At 64.7% G+C, this 25,626-nt stretch carries 23 protein-coding genes; 5 read left to right on the top strand and 18 right to left on the bottom strand.

Features of this window, described 5'->3' with window-relative positions; all coding sequences use genetic code 11:
• Positions 1 to 73: 73 nt before the first annotated feature.
• From ACZ7CF_RS04300 to ACZ7CF_RS04355, 12 genes are all read right to left on the bottom strand, one after another.
• Entirely contained in the window at positions 74 to 592 is a 519-nt protein-coding gene (locus tag ACZ7CF_RS04300) for a Mov34/MPN/PAD-1 family protein (protein ID WP_470368781.1), read from the bottom strand.
• Positions 589 to 1,878, bottom strand: coding sequence for a HesA/MoeB/ThiF family protein (locus tag ACZ7CF_RS04305; protein WP_470368782.1), 1,290 nt, complete (start codon positions 1,876 to 1,878; stop codon positions 589 to 591). Before ACZ7CF_RS04305 ends, ACZ7CF_RS04300 begins: the two co-directional genes overlap by 4 nt.
• Positions 1,875 to 2,417, bottom strand: a complete 543-nt coding sequence (locus ACZ7CF_RS04310) for a hypothetical protein (RefSeq protein WP_470368783.1) — start codon at positions 2,415 to 2,417, stop codon at positions 1,875 to 1,877. The genes ACZ7CF_RS04305 and ACZ7CF_RS04310 overlap by 4 nt, the downstream gene beginning before the upstream one ends.
• A 2-nt stretch (positions 2,418 to 2,419) precedes the next feature.
• Entirely contained in the window at positions 2,420 to 3,385 is a 966-nt protein-coding gene (locus ACZ7CF_RS04315; RefSeq protein WP_470368784.1) for an SMODS domain-containing nucleotidyltransferase, read from the bottom strand.
• 676 nt (positions 3,386 to 4,061) lie between these two features.
• On the bottom strand, positions 4,062 to 6,014 hold the full coding sequence (locus tag ACZ7CF_RS04320; protein WP_470368785.1) for a DUF3732 domain-containing protein: 1,953 nt from the start codon (positions 6,012 to 6,014) through the stop codon (positions 4,062 to 4,064).
• Entirely contained in the window at positions 6,011 to 6,496 is a 486-nt protein-coding gene (locus ACZ7CF_RS04325; protein WP_470368786.1) for a three component ABC system middle component, read from the bottom strand. The genes ACZ7CF_RS04320 and ACZ7CF_RS04325 overlap by 4 nt, the downstream gene beginning before the upstream one ends.
• Positions 6,493 to 7,701 (bottom strand): ABC-three component system protein, encoded by a 1,209-nt coding sequence (locus tag ACZ7CF_RS04330; RefSeq protein WP_470368787.1) that lies wholly within the window; start codon positions 7,699 to 7,701, stop codon positions 6,493 to 6,495. Before ACZ7CF_RS04330 ends, ACZ7CF_RS04325 begins: the two co-directional genes overlap by 4 nt.
• A gap of 767 nt (positions 7,702 to 8,468) precedes the next feature.
• A complete protein-coding gene (gene fxlM / locus ACZ7CF_RS04335; protein ID WP_470368788.1) occupies positions 8,469 to 9,662 on the bottom strand; it encodes a methyltransferase, FxLD system in 1,194 nt (397 codons plus the stop codon).
• Between the two features lie 71 nt (positions 9,663 to 9,733).
• Positions 9,734 to 10,918, bottom strand: a complete 1,185-nt coding sequence (locus tag ACZ7CF_RS04340) for a lanthionine synthetase C family protein (RefSeq protein ID WP_470368789.1) — start codon at positions 10,916 to 10,918, stop codon at positions 9,734 to 9,736.
• Complete coding sequence (locus ACZ7CF_RS04345) at positions 10,915 to 13,833, bottom strand: lantibiotic dehydratase (RefSeq protein WP_470368790.1); 2,919 nt, start codon at positions 13,831 to 13,833, stop codon at positions 10,915 to 10,917. Before ACZ7CF_RS04345 ends, ACZ7CF_RS04340 begins: the two co-directional genes overlap by 4 nt.
• Before the next feature lie 227 nt (positions 13,834 to 14,060).
• Positions 14,061 to 14,213, bottom strand: a complete 153-nt coding sequence (gene fxlA, locus ACZ7CF_RS04350; RefSeq protein ID WP_211335582.1) for an FxLD family lanthipeptide — start codon at positions 14,211 to 14,213, stop codon at positions 14,061 to 14,063.
• A 130-nt stretch (positions 14,214 to 14,343) separates the two neighbouring features.
• The gene (locus ACZ7CF_RS04355; protein ID WP_285647308.1) at positions 14,344 to 14,757 is read right to left on the bottom strand and encodes a hypothetical protein; all 414 of its coding nucleotides are present in this window, start codon (positions 14,755 to 14,757) and stop codon (positions 14,344 to 14,346) included.
• A gap of 486 nt (positions 14,758 to 15,243) precedes the next feature.
• Here ACZ7CF_RS04355 and ACZ7CF_RS04360 point away from each other — a divergent pair, with 486 nt between their 5' ends.
• On the top strand, positions 15,244 to 16,470 hold the full coding sequence (locus ACZ7CF_RS04360; protein WP_470368791.1) for a helix-turn-helix domain-containing protein: 1,227 nt from the start codon (positions 15,244 to 15,246) through the stop codon (positions 16,468 to 16,470).
• An 11-nt stretch (positions 16,471 to 16,481) separates the two neighbouring features.
• The gene (locus tag ACZ7CF_RS04365) at positions 16,482 to 17,138 is read left to right on the top strand and encodes a YdcF family protein (protein WP_470368792.1); all 657 of its coding nucleotides are present in this window, start codon (positions 16,482 to 16,484) and stop codon (positions 17,136 to 17,138) included.
• Positions 17,139 to 17,174: 36 nt separating this feature from the next.
• On the opposite strand, the gene ACZ7CF_RS04370 is transcribed toward ACZ7CF_RS04365, so the two are convergent.
• The 5 genes from ACZ7CF_RS04370 to ACZ7CF_RS04390 all read right to left on the bottom strand — a co-directional run bounded on the left by ACZ7CF_RS04370 (position 17,175) and on the right by ACZ7CF_RS04390 (position 20,866).
• Positions 17,175 to 18,722, bottom strand: coding sequence for a relaxase/mobilization nuclease domain-containing protein (locus ACZ7CF_RS04370; RefSeq protein ID WP_470368793.1), 1,548 nt, complete (start codon positions 18,720 to 18,722; stop codon positions 17,175 to 17,177).
• Positions 18,719 to 19,123 (bottom strand): plasmid mobilization protein, encoded by a 405-nt coding sequence (locus ACZ7CF_RS04375; protein ID WP_470368794.1) that lies wholly within the window; start codon positions 19,121 to 19,123, stop codon positions 18,719 to 18,721. Before ACZ7CF_RS04375 ends, ACZ7CF_RS04370 begins: the two co-directional genes overlap by 4 nt.
• Positions 19,124 to 19,217: 94 nt before the next feature.
• Positions 19,218 to 20,363 (bottom strand): AAA family ATPase, encoded by a 1,146-nt coding sequence (locus ACZ7CF_RS04380; protein WP_470368795.1) that lies wholly within the window; start codon positions 20,361 to 20,363, stop codon positions 19,218 to 19,220.
• A 28-nt stretch (positions 20,364 to 20,391) separates the two neighbouring features.
• Positions 20,392 to 20,616 carry a helix-turn-helix transcriptional regulator gene (locus tag ACZ7CF_RS04385; protein WP_090069411.1) on the bottom strand — a complete coding sequence of 75 codons (225 nt, stop codon included), beginning with the start codon at positions 20,614 to 20,616 and terminating at the stop codon, positions 20,392 to 20,394.
• The gene (locus ACZ7CF_RS04390; RefSeq protein ID WP_470368796.1) at positions 20,609 to 20,866 is read right to left on the bottom strand and encodes a helix-turn-helix domain-containing protein; all 258 of its coding nucleotides are present in this window, start codon (positions 20,864 to 20,866) and stop codon (positions 20,609 to 20,611) included. The genes ACZ7CF_RS04385 and ACZ7CF_RS04390 overlap by 8 nt, the downstream gene beginning before the upstream one ends.
• A gap of 100 nt (positions 20,867 to 20,966) precedes the next feature.
• On the opposite strand from ACZ7CF_RS04390, the gene ACZ7CF_RS04395 reads away from it, so the two are divergent.
• From ACZ7CF_RS04395 to ACZ7CF_RS04405, 3 genes are all read left to right on the top strand, one after another.
• Entirely contained in the window at positions 20,967 to 21,554 is a 588-nt protein-coding gene (locus tag ACZ7CF_RS04395) for a hypothetical protein (RefSeq protein WP_470368797.1), read from the top strand.
• 15 nt (positions 21,555 to 21,569) lie between these two features.
• The gene (locus ACZ7CF_RS04400; RefSeq protein ID WP_470368798.1) at positions 21,570 to 22,736 is read left to right on the top strand and encodes a tyrosine-type recombinase/integrase; all 1,167 of its coding nucleotides are present in this window, start codon (positions 21,570 to 21,572) and stop codon (positions 22,734 to 22,736) included.
• Between the two features lie 678 nt (positions 22,737 to 23,414).
• A complete protein-coding gene (locus tag ACZ7CF_RS04405) occupies positions 23,415 to 23,942 on the top strand; it encodes a hypothetical protein (RefSeq protein ID WP_470368799.1) in 528 nt (175 codons plus the stop codon).
• Positions 23,943 to 24,434: 492 nt separating this feature from the next.
• Here the strand turns inward: ACZ7CF_RS04405 and ACZ7CF_RS04410 are convergent, their stop codons facing one another.
• A complete protein-coding gene (locus tag ACZ7CF_RS04410; RefSeq protein WP_470368800.1) occupies positions 24,435 to 25,568 on the bottom strand; it encodes an XRE family transcriptional regulator in 1,134 nt (377 codons plus the stop codon).
• Positions 25,569 to 25,626: the final 58 nt, after the last annotated feature.

Genomic DNA, 25,626 nt, shown 5'->3' on the forward strand with positions numbered 1-25,626 from the left:
AGATCCTGATAGTGGTCACCACTTCTACGCACGCCGCTACGGGATGGTGGGCCTGCCGACGGAGACGGAAGCGTCAAAACATCGCCCCCTCAACAGGATCGGGCTCGTCGGCTACGGCGACAGGAACAGGCCGAATACTGGTCGGCGTGCAGACCCAGCCGATCATGGAGAAGCCACTTAAGCAGTCAGCGGCCGGCCTTCCCAGGATGATCGCTAGTACGACATCGAATCGGAGCTCCGGGTCTGCAAGCAAAGACTGATAAGTCTGGATATCAAGCGGGCTTGGCGTCGAGCCCGAGTACGGATGCGTATGCCACTCACCTACCCATACACTTCCATCGCGCTCGTACGCCGCCGCAGCAAGGCTTTGAGCATGCGCCAAGTCACGAAGAAAGTAGTGGGCCTCGCGAACTGCTGCTGGCCCTGGAGCACCCGCGTGGCGCACATGCGCGATGCTGCTGCTCACTTCCCCAAGGAGTATCCCTCCTGTCTCCAGGCCGTCGTCGTAGTCTTGGGCCATCCTGACGATTGTTGTTGCCGCGTCTCGGGAAAGCGTGATCGCCCGAAGCAACGGCTGCCCCTCAGCCTTCATGCGGCCTCACACGTTGGGCACCCAGCCCTGGGCGGCGTCTGAGGTAGCCAACGGATCTCCGTGTTGCGATGAATGTCGAATGGCGGAGCCCAGCCGAACTGTGGTCGCAGGCCTATTAGCGCGTGCTCACCGAGCAAAGTCTGACCAGACGCGCCACATCGCTCAAGAAGAGTTGCCACCGCCACCTTGGCTGCAAGTTGTCCGACAAGGTGAAGGTCGCCACCGACAGCGGTCATAGGTCGATGCGTTGTACCAGTACCGTATCCAAGGTCTAACGCCGGCTCGGGGTCCATAGCGCCTGATTCGACCAACGCTTCTCGTCGGCAGGTGAGACAACCATGGTCCGGCCAAGGACGCAATCGAATGAGTTCTCCGGTTACACCGTCCTGCAACACACAAGCCATGAGTGCATCTACCTTGGCCCGGCGCGCAAGGTGGCTAACCACGCGGCGTGGAGCCACACCATCGGCGGCACAGAGCACCAACCGAGAATTCTGCAATAGAGGGCGCACTTGATCAGCGTCGACGATGACGTTCAAGGGCAACGCTTCGACGTGTGTATCAGGCCAAGCTTCGCTGAGCTGTTCCCTCACGACATCGACCTTGAGCTTGCCCACATGCCGTGAAGAACCAACATGGCGAACCACGTTGTGACTGAGTAGGCGGTCTGGATCCAGCAACACCAGCTGACCGACCCCGTAGCTCGCGAGCGCGTGAGCCGCGGCACCTCCGATGCTGCCAACACCAATGAGAACCACCGTTAGGTCCGCGAGTTTCTCGACCGGCCAATGCGCTGACAGCTGAGAGAGGCCGTATCCGGCAGACTGAACCTCGACATCGACAGCCGTGACGGCAGACTCGGAGATCCACCAGGCAGCAATCTCAGGCACACCAACGTCTGGAAATGTAGTCGGCGCTTCCGGCGAGTAGGTCACGGCCACGTAAGCGCCAGTCGATGACGGGTTTTGCCACCCGCTTTGAACTGCGGATTGAAACGCCTCCACGGGCAGTGCGCCGGCAACACGTCGCATTCTCCACCAACAGGCGTGAAGGTCGGCGCCGACGCGGTACCAGCGATGGCCACTTCGCTGATCACCGCTACGAAGGAAGTGGTTGGCCGGAGACAGCGGAGTCGGCATCACAGGATCATTGCCGTTGGACACAGCGATCACAGCGCCGACTCCATCCGGGTCTGACGCCTGGTACGTGACCTTTCCCCAGTTGCCGCCCGCGCACATCCGGCTTACAGCTTCATCAGGAACCAGCACAAGCAGACGGCCGCTCATGCTCGCTCCTCCTTGTTAGCATTTGCTTCGAGGGCCTCATCGACCAGACAGTCCCGACTGTCATCGCTGACGATGCCGTTGATGGTCATCGCCTCAGCAACCCCGCTCTTCAAGAGGGCGTACTCGACGCGCCAGCCGGCCGCCTTCTGCAAGAGGTCCACAACAGACTCACGGCCAGTCCACACCGAGTTGTCTTGGAACAAACAGAGGCTTCCATCTCCGAGGACGTGAAACCTGGTTTGCGTGTACTCGAACAGTTCTGGACGCGGATCCAACGGGTAGATGGCAGGCGGAACCATCGGATATGCCTGCCCGTATAGCACCCGGATCAGCATGCCCTGGCCGCCGATCAGGTCACGAAGCCGCGGTGGCTCGGGTCGATCAAACGGCCACAGAGGCAGGAACCCCTGCCACCCTCCAGCCCCCAGTGGATCCCAAACCAGCTTTGGACATGCCGCTTGGATCTCACGCCGGTCACGTTCCAGCCGACGCGGCTCGCACTCCCACCACGCCGTCGAGCGATTGTCCGCGTTGCTCATGATCAACCCTGCGGTGCGTCCTTCACAGTCCGGAAACCCAGTAGGTAAGGTCCGCCTGCCGTGGCAGCGCTGCTCTTGGCTTCAGGAGCCGGAAAGTCATCGCCGAGGACCTTGCGCCACAGATCAGCTGCCTCATCAGTGTCACCGGCACTAGCTGCGGCACATGCCTGCTCGGCGATGTCACGAGCTCCCTCTAGCGCGGAGCGCAACACTTCGATGTCCAAGTCAGGCTGGATGGCACCACAGTGCCCCGCAGGATCTTCGACGCCGTAGCCAACCTCGACGGCCGCAGATGTGAAGAACTGCTTGAGAGCCTCCGGGCGGTTGCGATCGACCGGCAAGCACTTCAACGCAAGTACCTCAATCACAAGCGACTTGACCTTGGTCGGTACGCCGTGTCGCCACTGCTTCAGCACTCGCACCATTGGGCGAAAGTAGGACCATTTTCCCTGAAGCACCTCCACCTCATTGATCAGGTACTCAGGGTCCGCAGTGCTCCACTCCTCATCCAGCTTGCTCGGGAGCGATAGCGTGCCGTCTTCCTGCCTGAGAGCCGGCATCACGTCCACGGTAAACGCGTCATCCTGCTCAGGCGGGTCAACGAAGCACTTCACCGCTCGGTCGCGTGGCTTCGCCAGGCGAACGAGCTTGTCGACGGTCCCGTTGGTAGCTCCAAGCAGGGAATTGACCCGCCCTCGCACGTGATCAAGCGCATCGTCCGAAGAGGAGCCGGGCGAGCCCCACTCAGGGTGATCATCGCCTTCGAACACAACAACAAGATCGACATCGTGTACCGGCTTGAGCTGCGTACTGCGCCGCAACGACCCAGAGCCGAACACCTCGACGACGTCTGATTCGCCCTTCAACGCCTTCTTGAAGATGTCTCGACGATCCCTAGCGACGACAACCTGGTCATGATCGGCATCTACCGTCTTCTGGTAGTCGTCGAACGCCTTGTTAAGATCCATTTACACACCTCAGTCACGTGCCACGACAGTTCTCGGAGCTGTCGGGCCTGCACCTGGTGTGACATGTCGTCCACATTCGAGTGATCAGCTCGCACCGCACCGTGCACACCACGATAAGCACATGCACCGACAATTCCGCGCACTCCCACGGCGTGTCGAACATGTGTTCAACACGACGAGCACTATGAGTGATCTAACGATTACCCAAGGCGATAGGCGATGGGGGGTTGATGTCTAATGTGCAGGCCTCGAACACAGACTGACCTGCACGAACCGGCGTGCGGCAGTTTCGCGGTCAATGATCGCAGCAGGTTCGCCGACACCGCAGCCATGCAAGTCATGCCGCGACTTTGATCGCGCCTGGACAGCCAGCACGGCGCGGCGCGGTGGCTCAGAGAGCCGTCAGTTGCCATCGTCGTGTGACCACCGTGCTGCGAGCGACAAGACCACCCTGCAAGCTCGGCGACGCAAGCTCGGCGGCGTTGTAAGAGCACGTCATCGAACTAACCAGGTGGAGCGCGGCGGCGGCAGCCGAGACACCCAGCGACCTGCGGTTCGGTCCTGTGTTTGTCGAGCTGACGGCACCGGTGCGCCCCCGTCAACCCCTGGTGATTCGCCGAGTCTCTACCCTGCAGGACTTCGACCGGTGATCTCACCGCGGCCGGCTGACCTGGCGTCAGCCTGCGGTGATCCACTCTGCCGGGACCAGGGCGCCTTGGCCGTCACGCCACCGCCGGATCACCGCAGATGCGAAGACTGGTTGCTCCAGGTCTGCGTGTTCCATGGCGATGACCTGGAGCTTGCCGTCCGCGGTAGTGATGGTGTTGGCGATGGCTTGGTACGCGCGCAGGAGAGCTGTCCGGTCAGACTCTGCGGCTGGCTGTAGGTCTGTTCCTTTGTAGTCGGCGGGGAAGTAGACCTGGGAAGGCTGGTCGAGAACGAGCAGCTGCGGCACTGGCCGATTATGGTCGATGAACCACTCGTGCAGGCTCAAGAACGCGGCCAGGTGGTAGCCCAGCCAGTTTTGCCCGCCGCCGATCTCCTTGAGGGGGACTGGTCCGTCGTCGGTGTCGGCCACGACGGTGAGGCGACGCAGGTCGAACCGGATGGGGGCGTCCGAGTGCTCGAGGACGAGTGCGCGGGCCTTGGCGGTGATCTTCTGGTTGATCAGTGACAGGCTGCTGTTGACCCGGTCGGCCTGCACGTCGTGGCCAAGAGCCTCCTCCAGTTCCTCGATGGCCGCGCGCATGTTTTCGCGCTGGTCGCGGATGCGGGGGGCGACTGTGTAACGTGCGGCGTTCTCCAGGAACAGGCTGATGCGCCCGCGGACGGCGGCGGCGCGTAGCGTGGTGTCGCGGTACCGTGCGGCCTCGCGCATGCCTGCCTCAAGTGCGCCGCGTTCGTCGTGGTTGGCGCCGAGTGCGCGGCGGTGCTCGCGGAGCAATTCTTCTTGCTCGTTGATTAGGGCCTGGATCTGCGGGGTGTCGTCGCTGACGTGGACGACGTTGGCGTTGAGCTCCTCCAGGTCTGTCCGCAGTGCGGTCGCGACGGCGCTCGGGGCGGTCACTTCGCTGTTGCAGACCGGGCATGCTTCCAGAGAGGTGTCAGGGCTGACTTTGAGCAGTGACAAAGAAGTCAAGCGTTCGCGGTGGTCGAGTGCTTGTGTCAGGAACTCGCTGCGGTCGCGGAGTGCGCTTCTGAGTTCAGTGAGCCGGGCGCGCGTCTGCTGGAAGGCGATGCGCAGTCGATCCCGCTCCTGCGAGAGGGTGGCCAGGGGATCGTCTTCGTCCTCGGGGGTCTCGGGCAGGCCGGGCAGGGGTGCCGAGGCGGCGGTGCCGAGCAGCGCGAGCGCGTCGTCCAGCGTGAGGTCGTTGGTGTTCAGAGGGTCGAGCAGCGAGGTCTCGACCGCTTCCCTTACCAGGGCACGGGCCTGTCCGGACGCGGGCGCTGCGGATTCCTGCTGGTTGAGATCTCGCTCATGGTTCCGCAGTTCGGACTTCATCCGCTGCAGTTGTGCACGCTGCAAGGCCTGTTCGGGATCCACTGCCCCGATGAAGTAGGGGAAGATGTCGCGGATCGTCCTGGGGCCGTGGTCCTCCCCCTGCGAGTGGAACAGGTGGTCGGGATTCGCCACCACGTTTTGGGCTTGAATGCAGAAGTACAGGGCATGGCGGATGGACGGGGCCATGGTGTTGCCCCGGGTGGTTGGCATGCGGATTGAGAGGTCGATGCCCGTGAACTCGGCGAGCAGCCGGCGCGCGGCCTCGATGGTGAAAGTGAACTGCATCTGCTCTGCAGCCAGCGGGAGATCCCCTGGCTGCTGGAAGACCAGGCAAAGCTGGGGGGATGGGGTGGTTCCGCGCGCTGCAGGGCGGGCCACGAACAGCTGGCGGTCGCCGCGGACGATCTGCACAGCGAAAACGTCGACGTACTCACGCAGCTTGCCCGCGCTGATGGGGTAGTTGTCGCCGCTGCTGGCCATGCAGTAGTTGGTGACATCCCAGATGGAGGTCTTGCCCGTGAGGGAGTCGCCAGTGACGATGTTGAGTTCGCCGAGGTTGAACTCCAGGCTGCGCACCTGACCGGGCTGCTTGCCGTACAGGGTCAGGGACTTGAGCTGCCAGGTCACGGTCGTACTCCAAGCAGGGTGAGGACGGTGGCGGTGGGTCCGCCGGTGGGCAGCCACCGGCCGAGCATGTGGGCGGCCTTCTGGATCGCGGCGGCTTCGGGTGACCGGTTCCGGATCCCCTTTGGAATGGCCTTGTCGCGCAGGGTGAGTGCGGCCCCATCTAGAACGAGGACCTGGGTCTGCAGTGCGAACAGCAGTCCGGGTCGCACCACGGTGAGAAGTCCGGGGGCGTTGGCGGACATGTGAACTTTGATGGTCCCGTTGGTTTCTGCCCACTGGGCCATGTTGGCGTTGGCGTTCGGTAGCAGGTCCCGGACCGCAGGTTGTAACGCCATGACAGCGGAGGCGACCACGAGGGGCAACGGACCGGGGCGTTCGTGCGCGTCCAGGTGGCCTTGGACGACGCGGGCGCAGACCAGGGCGGTGAAGGCCGGGTTGTACAGCGCCCGCTCTTCCCTGCTCCACTCGACAGGGCTGCTCATTTGCTCGACACCGACCCGAGCAGCGCAATGAGGCGCTCCTGGAACTCGGGGTGCCAGCCGATCCGCTGCTCGTCAGCAAGGATCTGGTACGAGCCCTTGGTGACAAACGGCTCGTCGCATCCCGGCCGGATGGGGAACCGGGCATCGCGATCGACCCACCGGTAGATGGCGCGGGCCTCGCGGACCTTGGCCTCCTCTGCGGCCCCTTGCCCCAACTCCTCGCGCATCTCCTCGAAGCGGCTTGACCACTCCTCGACGAGGAGCTTCTCGTACTTGCCCAGCTCACCCGGCCGAAGCAGGTTGTCGTTGACCCACCTCGACCGCTGGGTGAACGCCCGTAGGTAGTCGCTGACCGCCTGCTGGATCCTGTTGTCGCCGACATTCACGAGGCGCAGTTGCCGGACGTAGACCTGTTCTCCGCCGTCGGGGTTCGTGCCGCCTGTCTCAGGCAGGTCGTCGTCGATGGGCAGGCTGTCCGGGGCGAAGCCTTTGCGGCGTTCGCTGAACACTACGTCGAACTCCAAGCCGGTCACCGGTCCCGACGCAGGGTCGCGCAACTGGGCGACGACCCTGCGGAAGAACCACCCGTCCAGGCGCTCTAGAAAGACCTTGGCGTGTTCGTGGCCCACGGCGAGGCCCGCCAGGCGCTGGAGGCGCTCGGTCGTCTCGTCGATGTCGGGCGCCGCGTCGAGCACGCGAATCCGCTCGAGCAGGGATCGACGCTGGTCTGCCGTTAGCTTGTCCCAGGCCTTGTACGCGGACTTGTTGGTTTCGTTGCTGGAGGTGCGACGGGCTTCATCGAGCAGTCTGAGCGCCTTCGCTTCGTCCCGGGGGCTGCCAGGGCCCGGAGGCCGGAGGTGGTAAGCGGCGCCCTCCGCGGCAGCCTCGGCGGTCGTGAGCAGGAAAAAGGTGGGGTGATCCTGGCTGGCTGAAGACTCGGCCCAACCGGTGGCCCAGATCCGCAGGCTCTTCCACAGGTCAGTGGCCTTGTCAGTCATCTTGGTGCCTGGGGCGCGGTGCTTGAGCTGGTAGAGCTCCGGCCCTGCGTCCTCGTGGACCTCGATGTCGTCGCCCGCTTCGATGGCCACGGACCAGTCGGGACCGGCTCCTGTCTGTTCGACGCAGAAGTAGAGCGCCTTGCGGAGCTGATAGAGGTAGCCGACCGCCGAAGCCGACGCCTCGAACAAGTCGATCTGCTCACCCATCCCGAACCTCCCCACTGCGTCGCCCGCCGATCACATGATCAGGCCGTCCCACCGTTAACCGTGGCGAGGCAATCGCGTGTTACACGGCGTTATAGCAGCGATGCACGTGAGAATGGTGCGGACAGGCGTCCAGGACGGCCCCGCCCAGGTTCGTGGCCTGCAGGCACGCGGTTGACGAGGCAATCGGAGATCGTTGCCGCTGGCTGCTTGCTCGCCGCGACGGCGCGTTCGGCATCGACGTCGCGGCGCTGGTTCTCGGCCCTGACGCCTGGCCACCACCGCCTACCCCGCAGGGGCCGCGCCTGGCGACCAAGCCAGCTACCCCCGCGCCCAAGCCCACCGGCACGCCCGTTACCTCAGCCCTGGCGACCACGCCCCACCTTGCCCTTCAGCACATGAACATCATGTGCCACCCGAGCACACATCGATTAACTACCGAACAAGCGAATCCGCTTCTGCCGCTGAGCGGTCGTTCAGGAACGCGGCGGCCCAACGGACCGCGTAATAACCCGTTCCACTTCCGTGCTGGTGTCGGCTGCTCCCAAGACGGGCGAAAGTGGTGGTCCCTCGGCCTCAGCAAAACTGACCGAAGCCACTCCAGCCGATGGGCGGGCAGCTCTCCGCAGGCCAAGGCCACGTCGGCCGAGAGCCACGCTACGTAACCGTGTAAATGTCCAGGTTGAGCTCCCCACTTACTGGCCGCCAGTGGGGAGCTCAACCTGGCCACCAACAGAAATCTGCAGCTTCAGCACGCCGGCATCGATGGATCACACCGACACGGTAAGCACAGCCCATCTCTTCGTGATTACGCGTTCCACATCGACCTGATCGCAAGATGTATCTGCTTGGCAGGCCGTGATGATCGGCTCGAAGGCGCGGGCGTTGCCCCATGCGCGAATCTGGTGACAGAACCGCTCTCCAAGCTGCTGGGCAGCTGGCCCATGGCCGATCGCGCCGAGCTCCGCGCCGCCATCAACCCGGCGGTAGGTGAGGTAAGCCAGCGAACTGCCCTCGACAAGGGCAGGGCTGCGGTCACGGATAGCTGGATTGCAGAAGTGCTCGGCGACTGCGGTGGTGTCGGCGGCAATTCGGCAGGTTCCCGCCTCCGTTCCCGTCATACGCAGCCAGATGCCGTCGAATGGCTCTTCTCCCCTAACGGTGACACCCGACCAGACCGGCGTCTTCGGCTGGCTGAGCACGCCGTAAAGGTCGACGAGAGTTATGTCCTGATCGGAGTCCCAATACAGGGTGACGTGCCCTGCAGCATCGACGTTGCCTGACACTTCGTTGTCCTGACCGATCATGGGCACGAAGCCGCACAACCGCATCGAATCCGAGACCAACAGGTCGGCGTCGCGAACGAAGGCGACGCTACGGGTCTGGCCCCGCCAGCGTAGCGGCACGATGAGCCGACCGCCGGGCTTGAGCTGGTCACGCCAGGCGGCCGGGATGTCGAAAGCGCCGACAGTTACGACGATCCGGTCGTACGGAGCATTCTCGGATGCACCAAGCGATCCATCCCGGGTGATCACCTCAACCTGTGGAAAGCCGTTCTCATCAAGTGCGCGCCGTGCCCCCGAGGTGACCTGGGGATCGATGTCGACGGTCGTGACGTGACCGCTCGGACCGGCCTGCTCGGCAAGGAGGGCAGCGTTGTAACCGGTGCCTGCGCCGATCTCGAGGACGTTGTGGCCGGGCTGGACATCGAGCTGGTCGAGTTGCATGGCGACCACGGTGGGGACAGAGGCACAGCTGAGCGGTGTGCCGTCGTCATCCCGTTTGGTGATCACTGCGACGTTGGCGTAAGCGTCCTCGGTGGTCGCCTCCGGGACGAAGAGGTGGCGGGGAATGGTGCGAAGCGCATGTTCCACCGCTGGGGTTCGGGCGTGGCCGGCCTTCTTGATGCGGTCGACCATGGCGGCGCGCAGCGCCTCGGGCGTGGTGTCGGTGGTGGCGTTCATCGTTTCCTTCTGTGCGGGCGGCCGGATGTTAGCGGGTTGCGATTGGTCAAGAGCGGGTTCTGAGGTGCGGGTCAGCCCTCCAGCAGCAGGCAGGCATCCCATCGGGTGACGAGGTCTGAGGTCGTAGTCGCGTGCAGTGCGAGCAGCACGCCAGCCGCGCCTTCCAGCAGTCCGGGCACGGTGGATTGGCCGTTGTCGTGCAGGTGCTTGGTCAGCCGTGCATGCAGTGCGGGTAGCTGCTCGGCGAGGCGGTCGTCGATGGCATCGGCGGCTGTGCGGCGGGTGGCCTGCAGAAGTCCGGCCCAGCCGTGACAGAGCGACGGATCGCTCAACAGCGCGAGTTGTCTCTCGTCGCTGATGCATCCGGCGAGGGCATGCTCGGCGGCGCGTTGCCGTGTTGGCTCGCCAAGCGCGATCGCCGCGAGTTGTTGTGCCCGTGCGAGACCAGGGGTGCCGTAGCACCAGGAGGGGCGTTGGGGTCCCGATTGCCACAGCGCCTGGTCGTGCCATTCGGCGCGGGAAATCATGCCTGGCCACCATGCGTCGTAGCCGGAGCCGTTGCGCCACCGGTCGAACCAGGTCGCGATGTGGCTGATCGTCTCGGTCTGTCCGGTAACCGAGATTCCTCGCCTGCTGGCGGTGGCCAGCAGCGCCAACGGCCCGGCGACGCCGTGCGCGATCCCTAGGTTGGCGTGGCCGCCAGGCCAATCGTTGGAGGGTTGCCCGTTGGGGCTGTCCTCGCTCCACCATCCAGGCAGGTGCTCGCCGTTGGTGGTGATCGGCTCGGTGAGCCGCACCAGGTAGGCGAGGACATCACGCAGCAACTCGGGGTGACGGTCTCGGTGTAGCAGCCCGACGCCGAGGCCAGTGAGTCCGCTCATCAGGTCGAACTCTCGAAGCCGTGGGAGCTGTCCGCGGTCGATGCGGTCGTGTGCCTGGCGCAGCCGGTGGCGCGTAATCGTGGCGATGTGCTCGTCGAGTGCGCGAAGAACTTCGGCGTAGGCAGGTTGCCGCGCCGAGTGCAGAGTGAACGCGACGGCGGGTACTCCTCGGAAGAGCGCCGCAGTGTCAGGGTCGGCGGTCACTGAGTCGCGGATCATGGCACGAGCCCACTGGTGAGCCACGCTCCAGTCACCCGCAGCTGTGTGCACGTTCTCCAGGTGCAGCAGGGTGATTCCGGCTGCACCAGTGGACAACGACTGGCCCCAGCCCGGCGCGGCGTCGCCCGGTGGAAGGTCGAGTTCAGCGAGGTTCATCGGCTGGCCTCCGGCTGACGGGCGTGGACGGCCTGCGCGAGGTGCCGTGCCATGCGCCGCGTTGCGTTCTCAGCGTCACGGTCGATGCCGGCTGCACGGTTGTGGTGCATGTGCAGCAAAGATTCCAAGACGGCGTCGGTATCGGTGTCGGCTGATAGTTGCGTCCGGTACGCGGCAAGCGCGGCGGCGCGGCGTGCCCAGGTCTCGGCGACTTGTCCGGTCCATCCAGGCCGGTCGCCGACATCGCCCTGGACGAGGCGGATCGCATCGGAGAGCACGGCGCGGTCAGCTGGACCCGTTCCTGGAAGGGCGGGCCGGGTGCGAAGCCAGGTCATCGCGGCGGTCTGGTCACCGAAGAACCCGGCCACGATGTCCACCAGGCCGAGTAGCAGTCCGACGGCGGTATCAGCGCCCAGGCTCGAGTTGTGCCGCAACTGAGCGGCCACAGCGGCAGAGTCTGCGGCGAACACGTTCTCGGCGGCGATCATCTTCGCGCCGCAACCGTAGCGGCCGATCTCCGGCAGGTAGGTGTCGACAGCCAGCCGACCGGCCACGCCGTCAACGCGGAGTTGCTGTCCCCAGTCGCCGAGCGCGGCCAGGCTGCGGGCGTAAGCGTCACGATCAGAAATGGCCAGGCGGAGGCGGATGTGGTCGGTTTCATGCGGGCTGCGGTAGCGCACGAACCACCAGCGGGTGTCGGAGCCAATCGCCTGTAGAAGGTGTGGGATCCGGCCGGCGATGATCTCGTTGATTCGGTCGGGGTGGGTGAAGACCTTGGCATAGAGCCAGGTGCTGTTCGCTGCCCCTGGTGGCTGGCCATGGCCGCCATTGGTCAGCACAGGCCTGCTCGCAACCGGTGGCGATGGTGTCTGCGGCTGGTCGGAGAACAGGGGCACGGCGATCTCGTGAACGCGCCCGCCCGCCCATCCGAACGCCTCCGCGGAGGCAGCTTCGAGCAGCAAGGCGTGGCCGTGCTTGCGCAGGTGGGTGTGAAGAATCGCCACGTGGGCTGGTTCGTCGAGAGTGAGTCGCAAGGAGCGGTCGGCATCGCGTAGTTCCACCGTGGCAGGGCATCGCCACCGACGACGCCACTGACCGAAGCGCGCCGTCCACTGGTCATCGTCGAGGCTGGCGGGAAGGTCTGTGACATCGAGCCGCCAACGGGCTGGGCTGAGTACCGCGCGGCCGTGCCGTACACGCGGCAGCACCGGCAGTTGCTGAGCGTGCGAGCCCCAGTCGAACTCGTGCCACGTGGCTCCCAGCGCGCGGGTGAGATTGGCGAGGAATCGAGCCAGTGGCGGCGCCTGCTTGTCCAGGGCGAGTGCGTGAAAGACCTGGGGCTCGATCACCCTCCCCATGGAGAGACTGACCAGGTGCAGTCCGTCGCGGGTCGCGATGATCGCCAGATCGTCTGGTGCGATCACCAGCTGTTCGGGGTGCTGTGCCCGGTGTTCTCCCAGGGACAGCAGGTGAGGCAGATAGGCAGGGACCCGGCAGACGTTCTCGCCGGTCGCGTAGATCGGCGAGAACGACAGCTGCACAGGCAGCGCTCCACTGGCGCTGGCAGGCGCGTCGGCGTACAGGCACTCCAGCCCGGAGTCGGACGCGATGGTGGTGAAGCGCGAGGTGAAGGTTCCCGCTGATCGGGCGGGCGCGACGGTGAAGCTGTAGTCGCCGCGGCGCAATGCGTCCGCGCTGGCTGCGTGCACTCGGGCAGCGAGTTCGACGTGTGCAGGAATCCGTCGCTGCGAGGCAGGGTCACCCACGGTCAGCGCAACGATGGTGTCCTCGGTGAGGACGATCTCACCGGTGCCATCGGACCACGCGGTCCAAGCAAGTGCGAGGAGCTTCTGCTCGCGTTCGGACGATCCTTCTGACGGTAGCGGGAGAACGCTGCCGGGATAGGTGTGTGGGAGGCCAAGTCCCGCATCCGGGTCGACGACATCGGCCAACGGCACGAGAGCACCGGTGCCGAAGCGTTCGCAGAACGCGATGTAGAAGTCTCGCCAGACCGGGTTCCCGGTCGGCTGGTTCGACAGGCGCGCCAGCACGCTGGCAGCCTGCTCGACCTCGTGCGCAAGCTGTTCGGGAAGCCGTACTTCGGCGTCCAAGCGGAGGTCGAGAGACAGTGGGACGCGCCCGGCCCTCGACAGTGTCCGCATCAGTCCGGTCAATGCCTCCCGCAGGTCGCGCTGGGCCGCCTGGTCTGTGCCGGGCTGGTTGTGGCTGCGCAGGTCTTCCTGCACCCGCTCCAGCTCGACGAGGATCGCTGTTACAGAAGGGATCGCGCCGGCGTTGGCGGTGCGCAGGCGATCAACCAGGTAGCCAAGGGAGTCGGTGATGGTCAGCGGCGCTCGTAGGTTGGTGGTAAGAAAACCTTGGCCCACAAGGGTTGTGAGCATGGCGCTGATGGTGTCGTGCTCTACAGCCGGAAACTCCGCGGCCAGCTTGTCAATGAGGTCAGCAACGTGGATGGGTGTGCTTGCAGCGTTCTGGACCGCTTGCAGGGCAAGGGTGTTGCGTGCGGTCACCGTGTTGGGTCCTTGGGGGACCTCCAATCGCCCGCCACGAGTGGTCGCGAGGTTGGTGAACACGACGTCGAGCCGACACAGAAGCTCGGGGCACGCTTCAAGTCGGTCGATGAGATCTGCGAGCCACACCGCGTCGACGCGAGCGAAGGCCTGGTGTTCTGAACCCCATCGGCTCTCAGTGGCTGGCCCACCGACAGCGACCGGCGCGACTCCTGCGAACAAACCGAACGGGGTGTGGCGACCAGTGATGCGCAGCAAGTAGCGGATCACGGACAGGGTGACGCGTCGGACCTGCTTGGACTCAATTGTGCCGGTGTCGGTCAGCAGTTGAGCGGCGAGTCCTGGGCTCGCATGGCCGATCGCGTCGGCGAGTTCGGTGTGCATTGACATCTCCAGCAGCCATTCGCGGCACGCCTGGGTGTCGGACAGGTCTGGCCACTGTGCGGGCAGTCGGTGAAGCGGGACTGCCGCGGCGCGAAGCAAGGCAATTCCGCGGTGCCTGTAGGTCGACGCGCTCTTCCGAGTACTCATCCTGTCCTCGCGTTCGTCATCCGGTGGCGAAGCTGGGGCACGGACAGCGCGGCCCGTGCCCCAGCTCAGGTGCAGTCAGGTCAGACGGCGCTGATGCACGAGGACGCGCACGTCGGATCGCAGCCGTCGCTCGTGTCGCAGGCGGATGCCACGCCTGGAGTGGCCGTGGTGGTGATCCGCAGGTCGAGGTCGAAGTCCGAGTCGGCGACGGTGTCGATGGTTGGTGCAGACATCAGTGGTTCCTCCATGTGCCTGCTTGCTTGTCAAGCAGGGGTTTCCCTTAATACGAAACGGTTGCGGCGGCACTACAGCCGGTCATAGTGGTGGGACTTCGCCTCCTTGAGGGGTATGGACATCGGTGGCTCAGTTCCCCGCGGCGTCGTGCCCAATGCAGGGCAGGTAGCCGCCGGTGACGGGATCGCGAACATCGGTCTCGTCGCGATCGCAGCCAGATCGAATGCAGCGCGGGACCACTCCGTGGGGCAGGTACTTCCACACGAACCAATGGCCGGCTCTGCACGGCCAGCACACCGGGCAGTGCGGCCAGGCCGGTTGCATCACGTCGGGTATTGGAGGTCGGACGGCGAACTTGCAGGCGGCGAATTGGACAGTCCTGCCGTCTCGCGTGACCAGCGTGCGCGGAAACACCCGGTCCACTAGGTGCAGGTAGTGCTGGAACCAGCCAGCGGCGATCTTCGAACCGTTGTCGTTCGCTTGTTGATTGGCCACGGCTGGCAGTACGACCGTCTGCTCAACGTCTCCGGCGGCGGCGATCATGACGCGAGCTCGCTGCACCGGCCTGTGCGACGTCTGACGGCCGCTGCCTTGTCTGCTGGATCCTCGTAATCCCAGCCCAGCGGCATGTCCTCGTGGCTGGTGCACAACGACCCGTGCACGCCGTGGTCCCACCTGACGGGGAAAGAGTGCTGGTGTGGCCAGATTCCCTCGTAGTACTGCACGGTCCCGGCCTGACGGACGTCCCCGTCTCGGTTCCGGACAAGTACACGTGTGCCGGGGCGGGGACGGCCTTGAGTACCTTCCGCATGGGTGTCCCACCACTGAGTCGGGTGTTCACCCAACTGGCCAGGTTGAGGCCTCTCGCTCATGGCCGCTCCCTTGTGGACGAGCTCAGACACGTTGCCCGTGCAAGCGAGGTGTCACACGGCGTCATCGCAGACGCTAGGTACGTCCAGCGGCGTGAACCGGGAGGATTTCTCTGGGGTCCTCACCTGCATGGATGCGAGGGTGGACGCCATGCGAGGAATGACCGACGGCATGACGATCGGGGAACGCGTCGCGTTCTACCGGCAGCGGCGGGGCCTGACCCAGGTCGTCCTGGCCGGGCTCGTGGGTCGCACCGAGGACTGGCTGCGAAAGGTTGAGCACGACGTGCTCCCGCTGGACCGACTCTCGGTGCTGCGCCGCCTTGCCTACGCGCTCGACGTCGCCCTCGGCGACCTGATCGGCGAACCGGTACTGATGGCCTGGGCAGACGAACCCGGTCGGCGGACTGTCCCCGCACTCAGGGTGGCGCTCATGGACCACCGCCAGTTCCTGACCGGGCCACGGCCAGGAGAGCCGATCCGGCTGGACACTCTGGCCCTCAACATCGATGAGCAGTGGAGCGACTACCAGAACTCTCGCTACGCCCGGCTCACCCAACGCCTGCCGCTCCTGATCACCGATGCCCAGGCTGCCTGTCAGCACTACGGCACCACCAGCGACGACGGGCTCCGCGCGCACGCACTCGCGGCTGCTGCCCACCAGTTGGCCACCGCGTTGCTGACCAAGCTCGGCGAAGCCGATCTCGCGGCAATCTCTGCGAGCCGTGGCCTTGCCGCCGCCAACACCAGCGGCGACATTCTGATGATCGGCTCGCTGTATCGGTCGGTGGCACACGCGCTGTTGTCCATCGGCGAGTTCGAGCAGGCCATCGCGCTGACCCGAGCCGCCGCAGATCATCTCGAATCCGGCCTCGGCATTGCGACCCCGGAGTACCTCTCGGTCTATGGAATGCTGCACTTGGCCGGCGCGGTCGCCTCATCCCGCCGAGACGACCGCGCCGGCACCACGGCATTCCTCACCGAGGCAGACCAGGCCGCAAACCGACTGGGCCGCGACGCGAACTACCTGTGGACCGCGTTCGGCCCCACCAACGTCAAGATCCACCGGGTCACCGCCGCGATGGAACTCGGTGATGTTCAAGTCGCGGTCGACCTCGGTCCCCGCGTCGACACCCGCAGTCTTCCGACCGAACGGCGCGTCCGCCACGCCATCGAGACCGCTCGCGCCTACGTCCGGTGGAACCGCGTTGACGAAGCACTCGCTGTGCTCCTTGCCGCTGAGCAGGACGCACCTGAACAAGTCCGGTACCACCGGCTGTCCCGCATCCTCGTCCGCGAGATGATCAGACTGCCCCGTCCTGCCACCCGCGCCGTCGAGCTGGCTTACCGGATGGGTGTGCGCGGCACCGACCCTCGTCAGCCGTAAGGTGCCTCGGCATGGCGACCACCATGCTTCCCCCAGACTTGCGCGCGGATGTCGAGACCTTGTGGGCATACCACGACATGGGTCACGAACCTCGCCGCTGCGACGTTGGCATCGGCCTGGGCAGCCACGACCTCGGTGTCGCCACGTACACCGCCGAGCTATATCACCAGGGCATGTTCCCGCGCATTGTGTTCACCGGCGCCAATGCGCCCACCACTATCGAACGATTCCCTCGCGGTGAAGCCGTGCACTACCGCGAACACGCCATCACTCTCGATGTACCCGCCGAGGTGATCAGCATCGAGACCCAGGCCACCAACACCAGCCAGAACCTCACCAACAGTCGCCGGATCCTTGCCGAGGCGGGAGTCCGACCGGAGTCGGTCATGCTGATCTCTCGGCCTTACCAGCAGCGACGAGCCTATGCGACCTGCCGCAAGGTGTGGCCTGAGATCAACGTCGTGTGCTCGTCTCAGCCGCTACCGCTCGATGAGTACATCGCCGGCATCGGCGACGTCGACCGCGTGATCAACATGTTGGTCGGCGACACCCAGCGCATCACCGAGTACGCCCGACGAGGATTCGCCATCGAGCAGGACATGCCCGGCAACGTGGACGACGCGTTCCAGAGGCTCGTTGCGGCTGGCTACACCAGTCGGCTGATCTAACTGCCGCTGACGCGCAACCGCCGCTTCGACACTCCATTACCGCGCCCGACCGCGATCCGAGCCTCGTGGTTGTTCATGTCCTCCGATCGTGGGGCGACCTGCCCTGGGCTGCTGGTTCAGTCGCCTGCCCAGGGCCGGCCTCTCGGATGAAGGCATCTGCGAGGAACCGAGTTGCGCTGTGGAGGAACGCTGCACCTGGACAATGCTGTGCGAGTTCAAGAAACCGGCAGCCTGACGCGCCTCAGCAGCTTGCCGGAGCTGTCCTGCCTGCTCGCGCCACGCCGCGATCTCGGCTACAAGTGCAACAAGAGCGAGCACGAGGGCTACCGCCCCTGGGCCGGTTCGAGCGCGCCTCGACAACACACCTGCCTTGAGCAGTGAGCGCGCCGCTCGGCGCAACTCGATGGCAACGCCCTTCCAATGAACGGGCTGAACGCGATGAGGCGTTACAGCGACCCACTCATAAGCTGCCACCGCATCACTCAACGGTCCCGATACTGGTCCGTCGATTGCTTTCGACACCGCGATGACCATGTCGGCCGCCGCATGAGCGACGTCGTCGCCGCCACTTCCAGCCGACGTGTCTTCGGCTTCAACGAGCGCCTTCATGTGGCGGCAGGCGCTGTGCGTCGCCTCCGCAGCCATGTCCAGTACATGAGCGTTGCGCGACAAACCTGTCGTGTCGTTCAAATCGGCCGGCCCGCGGGTGCTGGCCCATCTGTGCATCAACTTCGGCGCGGACAGATCGTGGGCGAGTCGGCTGCCGCCGAACCAGACCCGGCCGTCTTCCGAGCTCGCGCTCAAGTCCGCGAACAACGCCACGCGGTAGCCGGTCAACCGGTTCTCCGAATCCCAGCGTGCGTGCACAGACACCAGCGGCTCGCGCTCAAGCAACCCGATGAACTCCGCCGCTGTGGAAGCTTCAGCCGCTACACCACGGACCACCAGGCGCAGAAAGTCACGGCTAGGTCGAGGCTGTGGCCCGCGGGCTGCCTTCTCTACCTCGGCGCGTGATGGACGCACTGCCGCTGTTTTGTTCGCTGGCGACGTCGGAGTGAGTCCAAGACGCTGTTCGACATCCATGCACCACTGTCGCCAACGGGGCCAGTCCCGGTAGGTGTCGGCAACGGTGCCGTCGCCCCGGACCAGATTCACCGCGAGGTGGATATGATCGTTGCCGTCCTTGCTCAGGCCATGGTGCACTGCGACCCATCGGCAGCCGGCGCGGCCCTCACCGTCGGGGCTGAATCCAAGTCGGGCAACAGCGTCCTCCGCGAGTTCACGCCAGCGGCCGTCGCCGAGTTCTCCGTCTTGGCGCGGGATCGACAATGCGACGTGGTAGACGTGCCCGCCAGGCAGCATCACGCCGTGTCCCGTCATCGGCGCATCGATCTCACGGGCCAAGCGAGCCATCCAGCCTCGGCGTCGAGCCGCAAAGATCCCGCCAGAGAGCCATTCGGGATCCCACGACGCCACGAGGTGCGGGTTGGTGTGCTCGTTCTGTTTCCCCGGACCGAAGAGGTACCGCAGGAGTCCGTACGTGTCTGCTCCGTACTTGCCTTTCGCCGGCGCCTTGGCGATCACGTCTTCGGATCCCGTGACGAGTCGGCAGGGTCGATTGCAGCGAGGATCGTTCGGAGCTCTTCCAAGGTCGCGGTGAAGTAGGCCAGCGCTGCTGGAAGCCCGCCTGGTACTTGCCCCGTGCTGTTGGTCCGTGCGGCCATCTGGTTGAGGTTGGTACCGATCCGGATGAGCCTTGTCTCGACGGTGTCGAGTCGTTCCGCCCACCAACGTTGTTCGCGCAGACTCCAACCGTCAGCTGACTCACGCAGCGCTGATTCGACCAGGTACCGCGGAATCGACAACCTTGCGAGCTCAGCCTGGGTCTCGAGACGGCTGTAGGTCGTCCTGGTGGTGCGGACGTGGATGCTGACAGCTGAGCCACCCTGCACCCGCCGCTGCCGCCGCTTCTTGTTGTGCGTCATCAGTTCCCCCGAGATGATGCGCGGCGTGTCCCCAGGCACGCCGCTGGTGCTGCCACGACTTCTTGTCGTGGCAAGGGATCCGGTTACCGGATTTCTAACTTGCTGACCGCGGCTGGTTGCCATATTCGGCCTCCGAAGCGCGCACCAAGGGATCGAAGGAAGCGGCGCTCTCGGCACCGCACCCTTCGCGCTCTTCTGCACCCCCTTCGAGCCTGATCCGCCACACCCAACCGCCACCGAAGCTGGCTTTCTGCGAGCGAACCTTGGCCTTCGACTTCGCACGTTTCAGCGTGTCCTTGGAGAAACCGGCCTGGTCCCCGTTGGACAACACGTCGGCAACTGCGGCCTCGCCTCCGCAGTCGACGAGGTACTCGCTGAGCCACGCGACGGCGTCCGCACGGTCGTCACCGTCGTCGTGTGCGGGATGTTGGAGAAGGTCGGCGACCGATGTCGCCGACTCTCCCAACCAGTGAATCCTGCCGACGGTGGCCTCGCCTCCGTCGTCAGCGGAGACCGAAACCGCCTCGGTGCCGTATGCAAGCGACAGGACAGTTGGGACCGACACGATGTTGGATTTGATGACCGAGAGGACGAAGTTGTCCTCGTCCGCTCCGCACGCCAACACGTGTCGAACAACCTGCGTGTACGCGCCAGCGCCGCCGATAGCGTCGACTGGATCGACGCCTGCCGTTGCCTTCCGGAAGTGTCCGACTCCCAGAATCGCCGCGCCCGTGTGGTGCGCCAGCAGCTTCAGCTTCTCCAGCTGCGGGCGCACGACGGAGTTGTCGTTGAGTTGGCCGGACAAGGACGAGTTGAGCGCATCCAGCACGAGCAAGACCGACTGCCATGCCGCGATCGCTTCACGTGCTGCGTCCAGGTCGAGGTTGACGATCAGCGGTGTCCCGTCGATCGATTCGCCGTAGACGACGTCGACCAGGTGTAGGTAGTCCGGATCTCCGCCGGCTGCGACGAAGCGGGCCTTCAGAGTGGACGGTGAGTCCTCGGTGGTCGAGTAGAGGACATGGTGCGGCTCGTCTTTGAAGGCGCCGTCCAGCTGTCCCGTGGTCAGTTTGGCGGCGAGGTCCACGACAACGGTGCTCTTCCCGAGCCCTGGTTTGCCGACCAACAAGGACACCTCGCCAACAGGCAGGTAGTCGTTCCACACGTACCGCGTCTGCACGATCTCGACGTCGCGAATCGCTCGCACCCGCAAGCGCCGGCTCGGCGGTTCATCTGTCATGGCAGGTCCCCCGAACGTGGCCATCGCGTCAGTCCGTTGCCGACAGCTTGCGGATGATCGACTCGGTGTATGCGACGTAACGGCTCCCGAACCTGTCCACTCGTGCGGGGAACTCTCCGCGTGCAACGAGTTCGTAGGAGTAGCTGCGACTCAGGCCGAATGCCTCTCCAGCTGTCGGCACATCGACGGTCGGCGGCCACTCTGCTTTGATTTCCGCCAAGGTCGGGCGCTTCTTGTGCTGTCGCCTAGTCATCGCGCTCCCCCAGCCGCTCGCGCTCGACCAGACGAGCCAGGAAGCTGTGGTACGCAAAGATGTTGCGTCCACGAGGCAACCGATCACCTGTTTCCCAGCGGTGCACAGTGGACGCCGTGACCTCACAATCCTGGGCGACCAGCGCCTGACTGAGACCGGCAACGACGCGTAGCTGACGCGCCCTCCCGGTCCTGATCCATTCACGAAGCTCTGCGGATCGCTCCGCCAGAGCCATTCCCCCGATAGCCATGCCATGCACGATAGACTCAAAGACATTGACTATGCCACCACGATGACATAGCTTGTAGTCGTCCGGTCACTGACGATGAGGGAGGTCGTATCGTTCTGCCGTGCCTCGCCTGCCGAAGAACTTCGAGATCGCCTGGGTCAGCATCGACGAACTGGCCCCCGGCGGCTATCTGTCCACGGGGCCGAACACCGCGATACCGAACCGCTTCCAGGCCAACTTCCAGTTGGAGAATCCACCGGCGGCGGTGGTCCTCGAGGTGTTCGTCGGGGCTGACCTTCGCCCCGTCGCGATCTCAGTAAAGGTCCAAGCGAGCACCAAGACTCCAGTCACGACGTCGGTGATGAGGCAGATCCTCATCGACCAACTCGTGCAGCGGGCGGTGGAGGAAGCCACGGTGCCGGCCTCCAAGCGAGAGGAATGGCTCGCCACGCTCCCGCCTGGCGCTGTACAACCAACGGACCGCAGCGACGCCGCACCGAGCGCAGATCAGCGCACTCGCACGCAAGCTGATGACGATGCCCGGCGCGCCGCATTGATCTACGCGGAGGCCGTGTCCAGGGGCAACAGGGCACCCGCCGTGGCGGTCGCCAACGTCATGAACCGTTCACGCACGCAGGTCGCTCGGTACATCCGCCGAGCTCGCGAGCTAGGAATCCTTCCCCCTCTGGGCGAGACCGAGGGGGACTGATCGCCAAGGGGAGACATGGGGGATCCGATCAAGAAGATCGAGCTGAAAGACGGGACCATCAGGTACCGGTTCGTGATCGACATCGGGCGTGACCCCGACGGCAAGCGCAAGCAGCTGACCAAGACCTATGACACTCGGAAGGAAGCCCGCGCCGAGTACGCGAAGATCAAGCACCAGACCGACGAGGGAACGTTTGTCGGGCCGGACAAGATGACCGTCGCGGAGTGGCTCGACACCTGGCTGACGTCGGCGACGATCGATGTCGAGAAAGCCACGGCGTCGAACTACGCCGATGCGCTTCTGCCGGTGCGGGAACGACTTGGCCATCAGCGCCTTCAACAGCTCAGCGAAGAAGACGTAGACGGCCTGGTGAGCTGGATGCTCACTTCCGGTCGCAAGCGTGGCGGCAAAGTCGGCAGTGGACTCGGCGTCCGGTCGGTCCAGCTGACTCTCGGCCGCTTCAGGGCCGCGTTGAACATCGCGGTGCGACGGAAGTTGGTCGTGCGCAACGTCGCCCAGTACACCCAGATTCCCTGTGAGGCACGCCGGAAGGCCGCAGCGGCTGCAGCTGAGCGAGTGCCCTGGAGTGAGATGGAGGTGAGACAGTTCCTCGCCGCGATCCGGGACCACAGACTGCACGCCCCGGTCCTGCTTTCGCTGATCGGGATGCGCCCTGCCGAAGTGTGCGGACTCCGCTGGTCAGCCGTCGATCTCGAAGCCGGGACGTTGTCCGTGGAGCTCACCCGGACGCTCGTCGACGGCGAAGTCGAGGAGAAGGGCCCGAAGTCCGAGAAGGGCAAACGCAGGTTGCCGCTGCCCAAGCCGCTCCACGCAGCTTTGAAGGCCATCAAAGCCCGCCAAGCGCGCGAGGCGATGAGGGCAGGCGACGCCTACGACCGCTCAGGGTTCGTGCTCGTCGACGAGCTGGGTGCGGCATGGAAGACGGACAAGTTCAGACGGGCGATCTACAAGCTGATGGCCCAGGCGAAGGTCCGGAAGGTCCGGCCTTACGACGCCCGGCACGCCTGCCTGACCTATCTGGCCACCTCCGGCGTCCCCGACGTCATTGTCAGCGCTTGGGCAGGACACGCTGACCTGAGCTTCACCAAGCGGGTCTACATCCACCCCAACGCCGAGCACCTGAAAGAAGCCGCGAACCAACTGGACGAGTTGCTCGGCTGAGAAGCAGTACAAGCGTTCGTGAGAAATTGTGAGATAGCGGCCCTCAAAACGCAGTCAGGGCCTTGTCTCACCGTAGTGATCCAAGGCCCTGACCTGGGCTTTCGCCATACTTCGACCGTCGGGACGACAGGATTTGAACCTGCGACCCCTTGACCCCCAGATCATGTGGTTAGACGTTTCTGCACGTCATACGCGGTATGACACGGTGCGGGGCGTTCAAGTTCGCGCAGGTCGTGACGTCTCACGTGGGGCGTGTGGTCCCCAACTGGTCCCCGCCTGGCGCCGCCGTACCCTGGCGCTGCGGCTGCCCGGCCGCTACACCGAACGGGGTGCGATGTAGCACGTTGCATTGCGACCCTCTACACTTGCGGGGTGCGAGGGATCCACTGGACCGACAGGTCTGAAGAACACATCTGGACTCGTCACCAGGTGACCCCTCAAGAAGTTGAAGATGTGGTCTACGGCCGACCACGTTGGAGCGCGCCAGGCAGGGATGGCACAACCTTCGTGCTCGGTCGGACAGCCGCCGGTCGGTACCTCACTGTGATCCTCAGCGAGAGTGAGGACCAGCCTGGCGACTACTACGTGGCGACAGCACGCAACATGTCGAAGTCGGACCGCGGCACTTACGACCGAAAGGCAAAGTAGCCACCCTGCCCGCACCGGAGGGCGCCCACCATGAAGAAGATCGAAGAACTGCGCGAGTACTACGACACCCACGACATCGGCGACGAGCTGGAACATGGCCAGTGGGAGACGGACACTGTCGAAGACCCGATGATCACGACCTCGCTTCGCTTGCCTAAGTCGTTGCTTGACTGGGTCCGTGAGCAAGCGAGCGATGAGCACGTGAAGCCGACAGCTTGGATACGCGCGCTCATCGAGAAGACTCGGGACGGCGGCCAAGGCCTCGAAGACCGAGTGCGCGCTCTGGAAGCAGCACTGGCGGCCCTCGTAGGGCAAGAGAAGCCTATCGTCGCCGTTGTACAGGCACCTGCGGCGCCCAAGCCGCCAACAGGCCAGAAGACGATGCCTTTCCGTGGTGCAGTGAAGACACCAAAAAGCTCAAGTTTCCCTGTCACCACGGGACGTCCCAACCCGGCGACACGGACAGTTGCCGCCGCCGCTAAGTCCGCCCGTGGCGCGCGGAGTACTGCGCTCTCCCAGCAAGCAATGAAGCCCTCAAAGAGGTCAGACAAGAGGTGAGCAACCTGCACTGCCCGATGTCGGCGGGCTAGCAGTGCCATCGGCTCGTCTCTTAGGAAATGCCGACCACTCCTCCCCCGTCCCCTCGTCCCTGCTGCGCTTAGCTCCAGGAGACCCGTGTCGAGAGTGGCCGAAGGCCATCGCGTAGCGACGCGAAGCGCTCTCGACGCGGGTCTCCTGGTGTTAAACGATGGCCGGGACAGGGCGGCGGTGGAGCCTCCCGTGGCTACCTCAGCGCTATGCCGGCCGAGTTCTCCTCCCGCTTGCGGGGGCTGCGGGGCCGCTCAGTCGCTGTCCCGTTCGGTCGGAGTAGGCCGCCTCCGTCGCCGGGCGCGGGTGGGTGGCCGAAGGCCGGGCCCCGCCCGCTTGCCCGAGCGACAGGAAAAAGGGCCGTTAAGCTCCTGCCGAACGGGATGCACGCGGCGACTGAGCGGCCCCGCAGGGGCCGCCTTGATGAAGAGAAGAAACTTTGGACACCGGTGGTTGAGTGAGCTAGATGGAGCGAAGCTCGTCAAGGTACGACCGCGCTGCGGGCTCGTTGCCGAACCGGCTATTCAGCACAACCGCAAGATCGCGAGACACCATCTTCAACGAAGGCAACGACTTCCGGTCACCTGCGAGTGCGCGGCGTCCAAACGCGACTGCGCTATCGAGGTCACCTTCACGTGCTGCCGCAACGCCAAGGGTCACTCTCGCCTCTGCGATCCGCATAGGAGCACGCTCAAAGCCTCCAAAGTCAGTGCTCGACTTGATGACCTCTTCGGCGAGGCCGCTCGCAAGACGGTCATCCCCGACGTGGCGATAGCAGTCCATGACGTAAAAGTCGAACTTGTCCGGATCGACCACGAAGTGGTTCTCGGTGTTGTCCGGATACGGCATGGAGTCCAGCAATGACCGGCCACGATCGAGCGCGCGTTCCATCTCATCCTGCTTGCCCATCCGAGCCCAGGCCTTGGCCTCCTGCGCGATGAGTTGCACTGCGACAGAGTGCGACCCGGCGGCACCCTGCCCTGACTGTGCAGCCGCCACAACTCCGCGGTAGTCCCCTGTCGTCAGGGCGAACCACGCACGCATCTCGTGTGCCCACCCGAGAATGCCGGCGCTACCGACCTCTGTTCCGAGACTCAGAGCTGCCCTGCGCGTCGCTTCGGCACTGCCCCGGTCGCCCATGTCGTACTCAAGGCAACCCACCAGCAGAGCTAGCCACCCAGCCAGTTCCAACGTGTCGCGCCGCTGGCTGAAGCTCAGACGCTGCTCCTGCATCTCCACAATGCGCCGAAGCCACCGACGCCCCTCTTGAACGAGCTCGTCGGGACGGCTGTGGGCGTACTCGGAGCACAGACGGTCGACGGTGATCCGCAGGGCTTCCAGGGTGGCATTGTTGACAGAGGACGCCTGCAGTCGAGTCACGATCTCTAGCGTGTCCATACCTGTGGCGTCGACGATCTCCAGGCCGGACTCGGTGCGGTTCTCAGGCGGAAACAGGCTGCTGGTCACAGTACGGAGCGTCGCGGCGATGATCGGCGCATAGTGGCTGCTCGGCTTGTTCTCACCGCGCTCCCAGGCCTTCCAACGGCGAACAAGGTGGTCAGAGTCCGGCAACGTTTCATCGGTGTGCCGGCGCATCTCAGCCACAGCTTCGACTTGGGACCACCCGCGCGCTTCCCGCAACGCCCGAATACGC

The organism is Lentzea sp. NPDC036955 (assembly GCF_055608005.1).

Excerpts from the sequence above, each read along its gene's own strand:
- ACZ7CF_RS04300 (WP_470368781.1), bottom strand. The coding sequence starts at position 592 with ATGAAGGCTGAGGGGCAGCCGTTGCTTCGGGCGATCACGCTTTCCCGA.
- ACZ7CF_RS04305 (WP_470368782.1), bottom strand. The coding sequence starts at position 1,878 with ATGAGCGGCCGTCTGCTTGTGCTGGTTCCTGATGAAGCTGTAAGCCGG.
- ACZ7CF_RS04310 (WP_470368783.1), bottom strand. The coding sequence starts at position 2,417 with ATGAGCAACGCGGACAATCGCTCGACGGCGTGGTGGGAGTGCGAGCCG.
- ACZ7CF_RS04315 (WP_470368784.1), bottom strand. The coding sequence starts at position 3,385 with ATGGATCTTAACAAGGCGTTCGACGACTACCAGAAGACGGTAGATGCC.
- ACZ7CF_RS04325 (WP_470368786.1), bottom strand. The coding sequence starts at position 6,496 with ATGAGCAGCCCTGTCGAGTGGAGCAGGGAAGAGCGGGCGCTGTACAAC.
- ACZ7CF_RS04330 (WP_470368787.1), bottom strand. The coding sequence starts at position 7,701 with ATGGGTGAGCAGATCGACTTGTTCGAGGCGTCGGCTTCGGCGGTCGGC.
- fxlM (WP_470368788.1), bottom strand. The coding sequence starts at position 9,662 with ATGAACGCCACCACCGACACCACGCCCGAGGCGCTGCGCGCCGCCATG.
- ACZ7CF_RS04340 (WP_470368789.1), bottom strand. The coding sequence starts at position 10,918 with ATGAACCTCGCTGAACTCGACCTTCCACCGGGCGACGCCGCGCCGGGC.
- ACZ7CF_RS04345 (WP_470368790.1), bottom strand. The coding sequence starts at position 13,833 with ATGCACACCGAACTCGCCGACGCGATCGGCCATGCGAGCCCAGGACTC.
- fxlA (WP_211335582.1), bottom strand. The coding sequence starts at position 14,213 with ATGTCTGCACCAACCATCGACACCGTCGCCGACTCGGACTTCGACCTC.
- ACZ7CF_RS04355 (WP_285647308.1), bottom strand. The coding sequence starts at position 14,757 with ATGATCGCCGCCGCCGGAGACGTTGAGCAGACGGTCGTACTGCCAGCC.
- ACZ7CF_RS04360 (WP_470368791.1), top strand. The coding sequence starts at position 15,244 with ATGACCGACGGCATGACGATCGGGGAACGCGTCGCGTTCTACCGGCAG.
- ACZ7CF_RS04365 (WP_470368792.1), top strand. The coding sequence starts at position 16,482 with ATGGCGACCACCATGCTTCCCCCAGACTTGCGCGCGGATGTCGAGACC.
- ACZ7CF_RS04375 (WP_470368794.1), bottom strand. The coding sequence starts at position 19,123 with ATGACGCACAACAAGAAGCGGCGGCAGCGGCGGGTGCAGGGTGGCTCA.
- ACZ7CF_RS04380 (WP_470368795.1), bottom strand. The coding sequence starts at position 20,363 with ATGACAGATGAACCGCCGAGCCGGCGCTTGCGGGTGCGAGCGATTCGC.
- ACZ7CF_RS04385 (WP_090069411.1), bottom strand. The coding sequence starts at position 20,616 with ATGACTAGGCGACAGCACAAGAAGCGCCCGACCTTGGCGGAAATCAAA.
- ACZ7CF_RS04390 (WP_470368796.1), bottom strand. The coding sequence starts at position 20,866 with ATGGCTATCGGGGGAATGGCTCTGGCGGAGCGATCCGCAGAGCTTCGT.
- ACZ7CF_RS04400 (WP_470368798.1), top strand. The coding sequence starts at position 21,570 with ATGGGGGATCCGATCAAGAAGATCGAGCTGAAAGACGGGACCATCAGG.
- ACZ7CF_RS04405 (WP_470368799.1), top strand. The coding sequence starts at position 23,415 with ATGAAGAAGATCGAAGAACTGCGCGAGTACTACGACACCCACGACATC.
- ACZ7CF_RS04410 (WP_470368800.1), bottom strand. The coding sequence starts at position 25,568 with ATGCGCCGGCACACCGATGAAACGTTGCCGGACTCTGACCACCTTGTT.